Annotated in this window: 10 protein-coding genes and 10 tRNA genes; 11 read left to right on the top strand and 9 right to left on the bottom strand. The window is 61.8% G+C overall.

The genetic code is table 11. The features are described from left to right. Positions 1-74: 74 nt before the first annotated feature. The 9 genes from V7D81_RS01520 to V7D81_RS01560 all read right to left on the bottom strand — a co-directional run bounded on the left by V7D81_RS01520 (position 75) and on the right by V7D81_RS01560 (position 3,556). Positions 75-221 (bottom strand) — tRNA-Gln (locus V7D81_RS01520). A gap of 4 nt (positions 222-225) precedes the next feature. Next, positions 226-299: transfer RNA gene (locus V7D81_RS01525), tRNA-Lys, on the bottom strand. A gap of 18 nt (positions 300-317) precedes the next feature. Beyond that, positions 318-393, bottom strand: a tRNA-Lys gene (locus V7D81_RS01530). A gap of 196 nt (positions 394-589) precedes the next feature. Further along, positions 590-666 (bottom strand) — tRNA-Ala (locus V7D81_RS01535). Between the two features lie 9 nt (positions 667-675). Next, a tRNA-Tyr gene (locus tag V7D81_RS01540) sits at positions 676-764 on the bottom strand. 8 nt (positions 765-772) lie between these two features. Next, positions 773-848: transfer RNA gene (locus V7D81_RS01545), tRNA-Gly, on the bottom strand. A 64-nt stretch (positions 849-912) separates the two neighbouring features. Then, positions 913-988 (bottom strand) — tRNA-Gly (locus V7D81_RS01550). A 1,194-nt stretch (positions 989-2,182) separates the two neighbouring features. Then, a tRNA-Asn gene (locus tag V7D81_RS01555) sits at positions 2,183-2,257 on the bottom strand. Between the two features lie 102 nt (positions 2,258-2,359). Further along, positions 2,360-3,556: a pyridoxal phosphate-dependent aminotransferase gene (locus V7D81_RS01560; protein WP_324314022.1), complete on the bottom strand. Its 1,197-nt coding sequence runs from the start codon at positions 3,554-3,556 to the stop codon at positions 2,360-2,362. Between the two features lie 142 nt (positions 3,557-3,698). On the opposite strand from V7D81_RS01560, the gene uvrB reads away from it, so the two are divergent. The 11 genes from uvrB to V7D81_RS01615 all read left to right on the top strand — a co-directional run bounded on the left by uvrB (position 3,699) and on the right by V7D81_RS01615 (position 13,541). Continuing rightward, positions 3,699-5,735, top strand: a complete 2,037-nt coding sequence (uvrB, locus tag V7D81_RS01565; protein ID WP_324314023.1) for an excinuclease ABC subunit UvrB — start codon at positions 3,699-3,701, stop codon at positions 5,733-5,735. Positions 5,736-5,845: 110 nt separating this feature from the next. Continuing rightward, positions 5,846-5,920, top strand: a tRNA-Val gene (locus tag V7D81_RS01570). A gap of 97 nt (positions 5,921-6,017) precedes the next feature. Further along, the gene (gene thrS, locus V7D81_RS01575; RefSeq protein ID WP_324314025.1) at positions 6,018-7,946 is read left to right on the top strand and encodes a threonine--tRNA ligase; all 1,929 of its coding nucleotides are present in this window, start codon (positions 6,018-6,020) and stop codon (positions 7,944-7,946) included. Between the two features lie 3 nt (positions 7,947-7,949). Beyond that, positions 7,950-8,474, top strand: a complete 525-nt coding sequence (gene infC, locus V7D81_RS01580; RefSeq protein WP_324314169.1) for a translation initiation factor IF-3 — start codon at positions 7,950-7,952, stop codon at positions 8,472-8,474. A gap of 155 nt (positions 8,475-8,629) precedes the next feature. Beyond that, positions 8,630-8,827, top strand: coding sequence for a 50S ribosomal protein L35 (rpmI, locus tag V7D81_RS01585; RefSeq protein ID WP_324314026.1), 198 nt, complete (start codon positions 8,630-8,632; stop codon positions 8,825-8,827). A 10-nt stretch (positions 8,828-8,837) separates the two neighbouring features. Continuing rightward, entirely contained in the window at positions 8,838-9,206 is a 369-nt protein-coding gene (rplT, locus tag V7D81_RS01590) for a 50S ribosomal protein L20 (RefSeq protein ID WP_324314028.1), read from the top strand. A 134-nt stretch (positions 9,207-9,340) separates the two neighbouring features. Then, on the top strand, positions 9,341-10,369 hold the full coding sequence (pheS, locus tag V7D81_RS01595) for a phenylalanine--tRNA ligase subunit alpha (protein ID WP_324314029.1): 1,029 nt from the start codon (positions 9,341-9,343) through the stop codon (positions 10,367-10,369). A gap of 12 nt (positions 10,370-10,381) precedes the next feature. Then, positions 10,382-12,766: a phenylalanine--tRNA ligase subunit beta gene (pheT, locus tag V7D81_RS01600; protein ID WP_324314030.1), complete on the top strand. Its 2,385-nt coding sequence runs from the start codon at positions 10,382-10,384 to the stop codon at positions 12,764-12,766. Between the two features lie 2 nt (positions 12,767-12,768). Then, the gene (gene ihfA, locus V7D81_RS01605; RefSeq protein ID WP_221304004.1) at positions 12,769-13,068 is read left to right on the top strand and encodes an integration host factor subunit alpha; all 300 of its coding nucleotides are present in this window, start codon (positions 12,769-12,771) and stop codon (positions 13,066-13,068) included. Next, positions 13,049-13,405, top strand: a complete 357-nt coding sequence (locus tag V7D81_RS01610; RefSeq protein ID WP_324314031.1) for a MerR family transcriptional regulator — start codon at positions 13,049-13,051, stop codon at positions 13,403-13,405. Before ihfA ends, V7D81_RS01610 begins: the two co-directional genes overlap by 20 nt. Before the next feature lie 59 nt (positions 13,406-13,464). Beyond that, positions 13,465-13,541: transfer RNA gene (locus V7D81_RS01615), tRNA-Pro, on the top strand. Positions 13,542-13,647 lie beyond the last annotated feature (106 nt).

Raw genomic sequence — 13,647 nt, forward strand, 5'->3', positions numbered from 1 at the left:
GAACTGCGCGACCGGCATCACGTGAAATCGGTGACCGGCATGGGCGAAATGCGCATTAACGTGACATGAAACAGTGGATCAGGCGCCAGGATTGCGCCTGGCCATCCATGGCCGGCGCGCGTTCGCGCCAGCTATCGCTGTCCGAAATCGTTCCCGACGATTTCGTCGAACCTGGGTTGTCGCGTTCAAAGCGCGATGTCCTGCCGCTAGACGACGCCTGAAAACTGGTGGGCCCGGAGGGGATCGAACCCTCGCCATCCGGTTAAAAGCCGGGTGCTCTACCCTTGAGCTACGAGCCCGCGCGTCAAGGTGGAAATTGGTGGACCGTGAAGGAGTCGAACCTTCAACCCTCCGGTTAAGAGCCGGGAGCTCTGCCAATTGAGCTAACGATCCAAGTGGTGCGGTCGGGATCGAACCGACACAACCTACGGTCACCGCATTTTAAGGGCGGCGCGTCTTCCCATTTCGTCACAGGCGCAAAATCTGTGTTGGTGGGCGGGGAGAAGTTGGAAGCAGGAGCCGGATTCGAACCGACGACCTCGAGCTTACAAGGCGGCTGCTCTGTCAACTGAGCTACGCGGGCTAAAGGTGGTGGACCTGGTGAGATTCGAACTCACATCCATCTGCTTGCAAAGCAGCGGCTCTGCCAATTGGAGCTACAGGCCCATTGAATGGTGGTGGGCAATCAGGGAGGGAGTCGAACCCCGTGTGTACGAGACGTCTGATTTACAGCCAGATGCAGTCGCCAGTGCTGCTCATTGCCCGAAAGAAGTGGTGCGGACGAGGGGACTCGAACCCCTGGCCTCGACGTTGGCGACGTCGTGATCTGCCAACTGAACTACATCCGCAGATCGACTAAGATGCTCGCTCGCTCGGACTCGCGTGGAGGAGCGTGCAACATGCATCGGAATGTGGAGCGGATGATGGGGATCGAACCCACGACAATCTGCTTGGAAGGCAGAAGCTCTACCGGCTGAGCTACATCCGCGAATTTCAGAGCGAGTGAGACCCTCACGCGTGAACGTGCTTCAAAAATTCTCACCAGCTCCTGGGCTCTCGCCTTCGAACTCGCCGCAGATCTGAATCGCGTGTTGGACGCGCAGACCGATCCCGCCCGCCTGTGAAGACAGGCGCGTGTGCAAGATCTCGGGCGAGAGCCCATGATCATTCAAATTGTTAAACAGCGACCTGTGACGGGCGTGCGTCGCAGGGGATGCGCACGCGCGAGCGCACGAATCCGATTGAGGGCCAGTCGATGACATGGCCTCGTGGGCGGGACACTTTGGGGTTTTGAACCGAACCCGATGGATTTCGGGTGGTATCTGGCTCCCTTTGGGTGCCCCGTCCGGCTTATGCCTTCGGGGCTTGGGAGCCGAGAAGGCGGTTAGGCGGCGGGTTGAATCCCGTGTTCGCGATAATCTTTCGCGAATGGCCGTGACCAGCTACCCGTAATCGACGGGCAGCCGAGCGCGGCGCGATTGGTATCGCGTAGCGTTCTGAAAATGGCTGTGCCGTTCGACAACATGGGAAAACTCTTCTCTCTTCGCTGCGGATTTCGCCGCAAGAATATTTACAAGGGCGCGAAGCCTAGCCGTGCACCGTTGCGTTCGCAACTACTTCTCGTAGCACAACCATTCCGACATCTCGATTTGTCGGAACAGTCGCTCGATCACTGGGAACGCCACCTCGCAGAGGCTTTGGTTCTCAAGAGGCGAGAACCAGGCCATCTTCTCTGCGCTCTCAAGAAGGTTTCTGACAATTCTCCATGCCAGGTTTCTTCCGTCCTGAGGCTTGCCGCCTGTCCTATCGGTTTTTCTGCGAGCAGCGGAGGCAACGCTTGCAAAGGCGAAGGAAACGGGGACTTCCAAACAGAAAATGCGACTGCGACGGATTGAACGAAACGCGTACAAACAAGACCTTCACGTTCCACGATTTGCGAGCCAAGAACGCCAGCGACGATACAGACGATATGGTCGCCAGCAGCCGTCTGGGCATCTCGATCCGAAGGTGACTGAGCGCGTCTATCGTCGGAAGCCGGTGCGCGTGCGACCGCTCCAGTAGCCCTTTTCAGTGCCGCCAGGTCGATCCCTGAGGTGGAGCCAGCCTCAATTTTATTGGACAGGGGGGGGGGGCAGATATTTAGACAGCGCAGCTCGTGAAGGATGCGTAAGTCTTTGAAAAGTGGCTCCCCGGGCCGGACTCGAACCAGCGACCAACGGATTAACAGTCCGTCGCTCTACCACTGAGCTACCGGGGAACACATGGTGGGAAATCGAAGGCGCGCGATTCTGCGGAAAGCACCTGTGGGGTGTCAAGGCAACGGGCTGCAGCGCGGCGAAAGCTCAGGCGATCCCGTAGATCAGGCGGCCTGTGCTGCTCGCAATGCCTTGTCGATGCGGCGCAGCGCTTCTTCCAGCGTCTGCAGGCTGCAGGCGTAGGAAAGCCTCATGTGGCCCGGTGCGCCGAAGCCGCTGCCCGGCACGACGGCGACGCCGGCGTGATTGAGCAGGTATTCGGCGAACGCGTTGTCGTCGTGGGCGCCAACCAGGGGCATGGCTTTTTCGACATTCGCGAATGCGTAGAACGTGCCGGCGCCGGCGAGACAGGAGATGCCGGTCAGCTTGTTCAAGCCTTCCACCACGAAATCATGGCGTTGCTTGAAATGCAGATTCATGGCGTGGACGTCGGATTGATCGCCGTTCAGCGCCACGGTCGCAGCCTTCTGCGCGATCGATGAGGCATTGGACGTGCTCTGCCCCTGGATGGTCGCCATCGCCGTGACCAGTTCGACCGGTCCGCCGCAGTAGCCGATGCGCCAACCCGTCATGGCGTAGGCCTTCGAGACGCCGTTGACGGTGACGGTGCGGTCGTGGAGATCGGGGCAGACCTGGGCCAGCGTCGCGAAAGGTTCGGCGCCCCAATAAATGTGTTCGTACATGTCGTCCGTGCAGATGACGACCTGCGGATGACGCCGCAGCACCGCGCCGAGCGCGTGCAGTTCGGTCGACGAATACGCGGCGCCGGTCGGATTGCTGGGGCTGTTCAATATGAACAGCTTCGTCCTGGGCGTGATCGCGGCTTCCAGCTGCGCGGGGGTGATCTTGTAGCCCTGGTCGGGGCCTGCATACGGCGTGACCGGGATGCCGTCGGCGAGCATCACCATGTCGGGATACGACACCCAGTACGGCGCCGGGATGACGGCTTCGTCGCCGCTGTCGATGAGCGCCATGATCAGGTTGAAGATCGTCTGTTTGGCACCGGTCGACACCAGGATCTGGCTGCGCTTGTAGGTCAGATCGTTTTCGCGCTTGAACTTCGCGATGATCGCGTCCTTCAGTTCGGCGTTGCCTTCCACCGGCGTGTAGCGCGTGAAGCCTTTGCGGATCGCATCGACGCCTGCATCCGAGATGTGAATGGGCGTGTCGAAATCGGGCTCGCCGGCGCCGAGGCTGATGATGTCCTTGCCCTCGGCCTTGAGCTGCGCGACGCGCCCGGTGAGGGCGACGGTGGGGGAGGGCTTGACGCGCTGGACGCGCTTTGAGACTGCTAGACTCACTTGGGCACCGCGGTTCGAACGAATTGCCCCGGCATTCTAGTCGCTCGTTGCCGTGGATCGGCCGGATTTCTTCCCTGACATGCGCTGGCAGGATTCGCTGACAAGCTTGTCCCATCCACTCTCGCCCTCATTTTCCCTGGCCATGACCGATACAGCGACCAAAGACGCCGGATTCCGGCTCACGGACGGCTACAAGCCGGCGGGCGATCAGCCCACCGCCATCGAAAAGCTCGTTGATGGACTGCAATCGGGGCTGACGCACCAGACGCTGCTGGGCGTCACCGGCTCGGGAAAGACCTTCACCATCGCCAACGTCATCCAGCAGGTGCAGCGCCCGACGCTGGTGCTGGCCCACAACAAGACGCTGGCCGCGCAGCTGTACGGCGAGTTCAAGGAGTTCTTCCCGAACAACGCGGTGGAATATTTCGTCTCGTATTACGACTACTACCAGCCCGAGGCTTACGTGCCGTCGTCCGACACGTACATCGAGAAGGATTCCTCGGTGAACGAGCACATCGAGCAGATGCGTCTGTCGGCGACGAAGGCACTGCTCGAGCGGCCTGATGTCATCATCGTCGCGACCGTCTCGGCGATCTACGGCCTGGGCGATCCTGCCTCCTATCTGGAAATGGTGCTGCACCTGTCGCGCGGCGATCGCGTCGATCAGCGCAAGATCCTGCGCCGCCTCGCGGACATGCAGTACAAGCGCAACGATCTGGAGCTGACGCAGGGCACGTATCGCGTGCGCGGCGACGTCGTCGATATTTTTCCGGCGGAGTCGGAGCGCGAGGCCGTGCGCGTCGAACTGTTCGACGACGAGATCGAAAATCTCACCATGTTCGATCCGCTGACCGGCGAGATCCTGCGCAAGATTCCGCGTTACACGGTGTTCCCCGGCACGCACTACGTGACGCCGAAGGAACGGCTGATTCACGCCGCCGACGAGATCCGCGAGGAGTTGCGTGATCGCCTGCAGGTGCTGAAGGACGGCGGCAAGCTCGTCGAAGCCCAGCGGCTCGAACAGCGCACGCGCTTCGATCTCGAAATGATCCGCGAGATGGGCTACTGCAACGGCATCGAGAACTACTCGCGGTTCCTGTCGGGCCGTGCGCCGGGCGAGCCGCCGCCCTGCCTGTTCGATTACCTGCCGGGCAATGCGTTGCTCGTGGTCGATGAAAGTCACCAGACCATCCCGCAGCTCGGCGCGATGTACAAGGGCGATCGTTCGCGCAAGGAAACGCTGGTCGAATACGGCTTCCGTCTGCCGTCGGCGCTGGATAACCGGCCGCTGCGCTTCGATGAGTGGGAGAGGCAGGCGCCGCAGATGATTTTCGTCTCGGCCACGCCGGGGAACTACGAGTCGCAGCATGCAGGGCAGGTCGTCGAGCAACTCGTGCGCCCGACGGGCCTCGTCGATCCGGAAGTGACGATTCGCCCGGTGCGCACGCAGGTCGACGATGTGTTGTCCGAGATACGGCTCGCCGTCGACAACAACGAACGCGTGCTGATCACGACGCTGACCAAGCGCATGGCGGAGGACCTCACCGAATATCTCGACGAACACAAAGTGAAGGTCCGGTACCTGCACTCGGACATCGATACGGTCGAGCGCATGGAAATCATCCGCGATCTGCGACTCGGCAAGTTCGATGTGCTGGTCGGCATCAACCTGCTGCGCGAAGGGCTCGACATGCCCGAGGTGTCGCTCGTGGCGATTCTCGACGCCGACAAGGAAGGCTTCCTGCGCTCGGAGAACTCGCTGATCCAGACGATCGGACGCGCAGCGCGCCATCTGAATGGCCGGGCGATTCTGTACGCGGACAAGATGACGGGATCGATCCAGAAGGCCATCGACGAGACCAATCGTCGTCGCCAGAAGCAGCTCGAATTCAACAGGACCCACGGCATCACGCCACGCGGCATCCAGAAGGCGGTGGCGGACATCATGGAAGGCGCCTATGTCGCGCCGGAATTCCGCACCGCCAAGGTGGCGGAGGCAGGGAGCGACTACCGCTCGCTGACGCCGGAACAGGCGCTCAAGCGCATCAAGAAGCTGGAGCAGGAAATGCTCAAGCACGCGCGCAACCTGGAATTCGAAGAGGCGGCGCGACTGCGCGACGAGATCCAGAAGCTGCGCAATGTCGAGTTGGGACTGCCGCCGGGATTGAAGGCGGGTTAGGCAATCCCTGAATCCAGGGTCGCTTGTCATCCGTGCGGGAAGGACTGCTGCGACGCCACCTTCCTTGCCTCTGCCGCAATGCATCGCTATCCTTGCGCACCCTTTTTCCTGCGCGCGTAGCTCAGCGGTAGAGCATCACCTTGACATGGTGGGGGTCACAGGTTCGATCCCTGTCGCGCGCACCAAAATCTTGTCGCCGGAGCGATGGCCCAGCGAAAGTGAAACAAACAGCGACGCCCGGCGTCGCTTTTTTTTCCCGGCGAAGGCCCTAAGTACACCTGTATGCCTGTCATTACTCTTCCAGACGGCAGTCAACGGACTTATCCGGGGGCGGTGACCGTCGCACAGATTGCGGCCGACATCGGACCGGGACTCGCCAAGGCGACGGTGGCCGGCAAGGTCGACGGCAGGCTGGTCGACGCCTGCGATCCGATCGACAAGGACTCGAAAGTCCAGATCATCACGCCGAAGGACCAGGAAGGTCTCGAGATCATCCGTCACTCGTTCGCGCACCTGCTGGGGCATGCGCTGAAGCAGCTCTATCCGACTGCGAAGATGGTGATCGGTCCGGTGATCGAAGACGGTTTCTATTACGACATTGCCTACGAACGTCCCTTCACGCCGGCCGATCTGGAAGCGATCGAAAACCGGATGCGTGAACTCGTGCAGAAGGACTACGACGTCATCAAGAAAGTGACGCCGCGCGAGCAGGTCATCCAGGTCTTCAAGGAACGCGGTGAGGACTACAAGCTGCGCCTGGTCGATGGCATGCCCGACGAAAAGGCGATGGGCCTGTATCACCATGAAGAATACGTCGACATGTGCCGCGGTCCGCACGTGCCGAATACCCGCTTCCTGCGCGCGTTCAAGCTGACCAAGCTGGCGGGCGCGTACTGGCGCGGCGATTCGCGCAACGAAATGCTTCAGCGCATCTACGGCACCGCGTGGACCGACGAGAAGGCGCTCAAGGCGTATCTCACCCGGCTCGAAGAGGCCGAGAAGCGCGATCACCGCAAGATCGGCAGGGAAATGGACCTGTTTCATTTCCAGGAAGAAGCACCCGGCGCCGTGTTCTGGCATCCGAAGGGCTGGTCGCTGTTCCAGTCCCTGATCGCCTATATGCGCCAGTACCAGGGCGCGGCCGGCTGGCAGGAAGTCAGCGCGCCGGAAGTCGTGGACCAGAAGCTCTGGGAACGCTCCGGTCATCTCGAAACCTTCGGCGAAAACATGTTCTTCGTGAAGGTGCCGGAAGAGCGCAAGTACTGCCTGAAGCCCATGAACTGCCCGGGCCACGTGCAGATCTTCAATCAGGGCCTGAAGAGCTATCGCGACCTGCCGGTGCGGTTCTGCGAATTCGGCAAGGTGCATCGTTACGAGCCGTCGGGTGCCTTGCACGGCCTGATGCGCGTCCGGGCGTTCACTCAGGATGACGGCCACGCCTTCTGCGCGATGGATCAGCTTCTGGACGAGGCCGTCAGCCAGACGAAGCTGATTCTGGGGCTGTATTCGGAGTTCGGTTTCGACGACGTTCGCATCAAGTTCTCGGATCGACCGCCGAAACGCGTCGGTTCGGACGAAGTCTGGGACAAGGCGGAAGACGCCCTGAAGGCCGCGCTGACCCAGTTGAACCTCGACTACACCCTGAACCCGGGCGAGGGCGCCTTCTACGGTCCGAAACTCGAATTCGTGCTGCGCGATGCCATCGGCCGCGACTGGCAGTGCGGCACCCTGCAGGTCGACCTGAACATGCCGGGCCGGCTCGGGGCGACCTATATCGGCGAAGACGGCCAGAAGCACGTCCCGGTCATGCTGCACCGGGCCCTGTTCGGCTCGCTCGAGCGTTTTACCGGCATCCTGATCGAGCATTTCGCCGGAAAGCTGCCCCTGTGGCTCGCTCCGGTACAGGCCGTGATCATGAATATCACCGACGGCCAGGCCGACTACGTGAGCCGGGTCACCGAAAGCCTGAAAAATCAGGGGCTTCGCGTGATTTCGGACTTGCGCAACGAAAAAGTCGGCTTTAAGATCCGCGAGCACACGCTGCAGCGCGTCCCGTACCTATTGGTCGCTGGTGATCGCGAGGCAGGTTCTAATTCTCTGGCCGTGCGCACCCGTAGTGGTAAAGATCTCGGAGCGATGTCATTGGATGTCATCGCCGGGAAGTTTGCCGCTGAAGTAACGAGCCGCGGCCGGACCAGTCTGGAGGTATGACGCATCGCTGCTCCCATTGCTAAGCGCGTAAGGCGCAATGAAGAGATCACCGCGCCGAAGCTGCGCATCATCGACGCTCAGGGCGCACAGGCCGGCGTGATGACGCGGTTCGAGGCCCTCGCCATGGCGCAGGCCGCAGAGCTGGATCTCGTGGAGGTGTCGCCGACTGCCGATCCGCCGGTGTGCCGGATCATGGACTTCGGCAAGTTCCTGTTCGAACAGAACAAGAAGGCGCACGCAGCGAAGCGCAAGCAGAAGCAGATTCAGATCAAGGAAGTGAAGTTTCGCCCAGGGACGGAGGATGGCGACTATCAGGTGAAGTTGCGTAACCTGATTCGCTTCCTCGAAGAAGGAGACAAGGCCAAGGTCACGCTGCGGTTTCGCGGTCGTGAAATGGCCCATCAGGAAGTCGGTCGGGAACTTCTGAACCGGGTACAGGCCGATCTCGCACCCTACGCGCAGGTCGAGCAGAACCCGATGATGGAAGGCCGGCAGATGGTCATGATGTTCGGACCGAAAAGGAAGTAGCGGTGCCGGGTTCATCCCGGTGTTGTCGAGAGTCCGAAACAACAAGTGAGCAACGGGAGCCGGCGCAGGCCGGGGATCGTTGTCCCGCCTCAAGAGGCGCAGTCCGGGCGATCCGGACGGCGTTCTTCAAAGGCTAAACAAGTGGAGTTTTTTACATGCCCAAGTTGAAGACCAACCGGGCAGCGGCGAAGCGTTTTCGCGCCACTGCCAAGGGATTCAAGCGATCCCAGTCCCATCGTCGTCACAAGCTTACGAGCAAAACGAGCAAGCGTAAGCGTCAACTGCGCGCACCGAGCATGGTGTCGAAGCAGGATCTGACGCGTCTTGATTCACTGCTGCCGCACGCGAAGTAAGGAGTGAGACATGGCACGCGTTAAGAGAGGCGTCATCGCTGGCGCCCGTCACAAGAAAATCCTCAAGAAGGCGAAGGGCTACTACAACGCCCGTCGCAAGGTCTTCCGCGCCGCGAAGCAGGCCGTCATCAAGGCCGGCCAGTATGCGTATCGCGACCGCAAGACCAACAAGCGCAACTTCCGCGCGCTGTGGATCACGCGCATCAATGCCGAAGCGCGCGTTCACGGCCTGTCCTACAGCAAGCTGATCGCAGGCCTGACCAAGGCCGGCATCGCCATCGACCGCCGCGTGCTCGCGGACATCGCGATGCACGATGCCGCTGCGTTCGGCGTGCTCGCTCAGAAGGCCAAGGACAGCCTGGGCGCTGCAGCGGCCTGAGAAGGAAGATGAGGCTCGGGCCGCAAGGCTCGAGCCTTTTCTGTTTGTGGGGCCGGCTTCAGCCGGCCTGCCGACAGAGACCGGCTAAAGCCGGTCCCACAAAAAAAGAGAGCCGGAGCCCGGCGTCACTTTGCATGACCGAACCGCAAAAAGATCTGCAAGCACTGGTTGACGCCGCGCGGGCAGAGATCGCGGCCAGTACCTCCATTGAAAACCTCGAAACCATCCGCGTCCGTCTGCTGGGCAAGAAGGGCGAGATCACCGAGCAGCTCAAGGCGCTCGGCGCGATGCCGGCCGACGTCCGCAAGAGTGCGGGCGCAAAGATCAACGAAGCGAAGAATTCACTGAGCGCCGCGCTCGACGAGCGTCGCGCCGCACTCGAAGCCGGGAAGCTCGCCGAGCAGCTCGCGAGCGACGCCGTCGATGTCACGCTGCCGGGACGCGGCCAGACCAGCGGCGGACTGCATCCGGTGACGCGCGTGCGTCGCCGCATCGAGCAGATCTTCCGCAACGCCGGCTTCAGCATCGAAGACGGCCCCGAGATCGAAGACGAGTGGCACAACTTCGAAGCCCTCAACATCCCCGCCAATCATCCGGCGCGGGCGATGCACGACACGTTCTATTTCGGCGACGGCCGCCTGCTGCGCACGCACACCTCGCCGGTGCAGATCCGTGCGATGAAGGGTCGCCAGCCGCCGTTCCGCGTGATCGCGCCGGGTCGCGTGTATCGCAACGACTCCGACATGACGCACACGCCGATGTTTCACCAGGTCGAAGGGCTGGTGGTCGACGAGGGCATCACGTTCGCGAACCTGAAAGCCGTCCTGCACGGCTTCATGAAGGCGCTGTTCGAGAAAGACGTGAAGATGCGTCTGCGTCCGTCGTATTTCCCGTTCACCGAGCCGTCGGCGGAAGTGGATATTTCGTGCGTGTCCTGCGGCGGCAGCGGTTGCCGTGTGTGCAAGCAGACGGGCTGGGTCGAAGTCGCGGGTTGCGGGGTCGTTCATCCGAACGTGCTGCGCGCCGTGAATGTCGATCCGGAGCGTTACACGGGCTATGCGTTCGGCATGGGCATCGATCGTCTGACCATGCTCCGCTACAACGTGAACGACATCCGCCTGTATTTCGAAAACGACCTGCGCTTCCTCAAGCAGTTCGCCTGAGGAATCGAACCGATGAAAATCAGTCTGCAATGGCTCCGCGATTGGGTCGACACCGGCGATGTCGTGCCGGCGCTGGCGCATGCGCTCACGATGGCGGGCCTGGAAATCGAGGGCATTCACCGCGCAGGTCCGGCATTGACCGGGATCGTGGTGGGAGAAATCCTCTCCATCGAAAAGCATCCTGACGCGGAGAAGCTCAATGTCTGTCGCGTCGGCACGGGTCGCGAAGAACTGCAGATCGTCTGCGGCGCGCCGAATGTCCGCGTCGGCATGAAGGCGCCGCTGGCGCAGATCGGCGCGAAGCTGCCGAACGGTGTCGAGATCAAGAAGGCGAAACTGCGCGGCGTCGAATCCAGCGGCATGCTGTGCTCGGCCCGCGAACTGGGCCTGAGCGAGGAGAGCAGCGGTCTGCTGGATCTGCCGTCGCATGTGACGACCGGACAGGATCTGGTCGCCGCGCTGCAGCTCGACGATACGATCCTGGAAGTGAATCTCACGCCGAATCGCGGCGATTGCATGAGCGTGGCCGGCGTCGCCCGCGAAGTTGCGGCCGCTCGCAGTACGCAACTCAAGGGTCCGACGATTGCGCCTGTCGCAGTGTCGATCCAGGACACCTTCCCCGTTCGTCTCGAAGCGACGGATGCCTGCCCGAAGTTCGCCGGCCGTGTGATTCGCGGCATCAACGTCGGGGCGAAGTCGCCGTGGTGGATGCAGGAGCGGCTGCGTCGTGCCGGTTTGCGCCCCATCAGCGCCGTCGTCGACGTCACCAACTACGTGATGCTCGAACTCGGCCAGCCGATGCATGCCTACGATCTGGCGCAGCTCAGCGGCGCCATCGTCGTGCGCAACGCGCGCCAGGGTGAAACGCTGAAGCTGCTCGATGGGCGCACGATCGAACTGACGCCCGACGTCGCCATCATCGCGGATGAGAAAGGGCCGCTCGGCATGGCTGGCGTCATGGGCGGCGAGGATTCGGGCATCGGCGATGCGACGCAGGATGTCTTCCTCGAAGTCGCCTTCTTCCAGCCTGACGCCGTTGCCGGTCGCGGGCGCCGCTACGGCCTGATCACCGACGCGTCGCAGCGTTTCGAACGCGGCGTCGATCCGCAATTGCAGGAGCGCGCCATCGAGCGTGCCACGCAACTGCTGCTCGAATGCGCCGGAGGGCAGGCGGGTCCGACGGTCGTGACGCGCCGCGAAGGTTTCCCCGCACCGCGAGCGGCCATCACGCTGCGCCACCGCCGTGTGCGTCACGTGCTCGGCGTGCAGATTCCGGACGACACGATTCTCGATTGCCTGCGTCACCTGGACATGCAGATCGAAGCGGCGCCGGGCGATGATCTCAGGGCATCGTGGCTCGTGACGCCGCCGTCATGGCGTTTCGACCTGAGCATCGAAGAGGACCTGATCGAGGAAGTCGCCCGACTCTACGGATTCGACAACATTCCCGAGCAGGATGCCGCCGGCGACCAGACCATTCATCCATGGACGGAAACGCGCGTCCGCAACGAGCGCGCAGCCGATCTGCTGGTGGATCGCGGTTACAGCGAGGCGATCAGCTACACATTCACCGACGCTGCGTGGCAGTCGATCCTGTTCGCTGACAAGGCGCTGGCGTTGTCGAATCCGATCTCTGCGGAACTCGCCGTCATGCGCGTGTCGCTGTGGCCGGGCCTGATTCAGGCCGCACGCGAGAACCAGCGTCGCCAGCAATCGCGCATCCGGCTGTTCGAGATCGGTCGACGCTTTGCGCCGGGCAATGGCGATGAAACAGAAATGATTGCGGGCCTCGCATCCGGAACCGCGTTGGCCGAGCAGTGGGGCGCGGAGGCCGCGAAGATCGACTTCTTCGATGTGAAGGCCGATGTCGAAGCGCTGCTGGCGTTGTCCGGAAGCGCCGATGAATTCCGCTTCAAAGCAGAGAAGCATCCGGCGCTGCATCCGGGGCAGTCCGCGCGCATCTACCGCGGCGATCGGCCCGTGGGCTGGATCGGCGCGCTGCACCCTCAGCACCTGAAGGCTCTGGATTTGACATATCCGCCGATCGTGTTCGAACTCGAAGCGTCGCTCGCGCTCGCCGCGCGCGTGCCGGAGTTCCGCGAGATTTCCAAATACCCGGCCATTCGGCGCGATGTTGCGGTGATCGTCGATGAAGCGACCGAGGTCGATGCGATCGGCGCAGTGATTCGTGCGAGTGCCGGTGCGCTGTTGACCGACTTGACAGTCCTGTCCGTGTATCGCGGCAAGCAGTTCGAGAAAGGCAAGAAAAGCATAGCCTTAGGTCTGCAATTGCAGGATACTTCCCGCACCCTGACAGACCACGATGCCGATGCAATCGTGGCGCAGGTGGTGGACCATCTGGCTCGCCAGCTCAACGCCACGATACGAGACAAATAAACATGGCTCTCACGAAGGCTGAGATCGCGGAAGCGTTATTCGATCAATTGGGGCTCAACAAGCGCGAAGCCCGTGAACTCGTGGATCTGTTCTTCGAGGAGCTGCGCGCGTCGTTGTCGAATGGGGAGCAGGTGAAGCTGTCCGGCTTCGGGAATTTCGATCTTCGTGACAAGAATCAGCGGCCCGGTCGCAATCCCAAGACAGGCGAGGAGATTCCCATCAGCGCCCGTCGTGTGGTCACATTCCGTCCGGGACAAAAACTAAAGGCACGAGTCGAGGCCTATGCTGGAAGCAGGCAATAACAGCGAACTCCCCGCGATCCCTGGCAAACGCTACTTCACCATCGGTGAAGTGAGCGAGCTGTGCGGCGTCAAGCCGCATGTGCTGCGCTACTGGGAGCAGGAATTTCCGCAGCTCAAGCCGGTGAAGCGCCGCGGCAACCGTCGCTATTACCAGCGCCAGGACGTGCTGGTGATCCGCCAGATCCGCAGTCTTCTGTACGAACAGGGCTTCACCATCGGCGGCGCGCGCAATCGCCTGCAGGGTGACGAAGCGCGCGACGACGTGTCGCAGGCGCAGCAGATCGTGCGTCAGATCCGCACGGAGCTGGAAGAAATCCTGCGGATCCTGCGCCGCTGAGTTTTCCCCAAAGCCTGTAGCCCGCAGGCATCTTCGAGTATGATTCGCCGCCTTCCGGTCGGGGCGTGGCGCAGCCTGGTAGCGCACTTGCATGGGGTGCAAGGGGTCGGAGGTTCGAATCCTCTCGCCCCGACCAATCTTCTCTTCGGATGACTCAGCCTCTGGCTGAACGCAGCATCCGGGCCTCCAGAAAAGAACACATACGGGCGTTGCTGCAATCCGCTAAATTAGCGCCCGCTTCT

It is taken from the genome of Povalibacter sp., assembly GCF_036735925.1.
In the GTDB taxonomy this organism is placed as follows: Bacteria; Pseudomonadota; Gammaproteobacteria; order Steroidobacterales; family Steroidobacteraceae; genus Steroidobacter.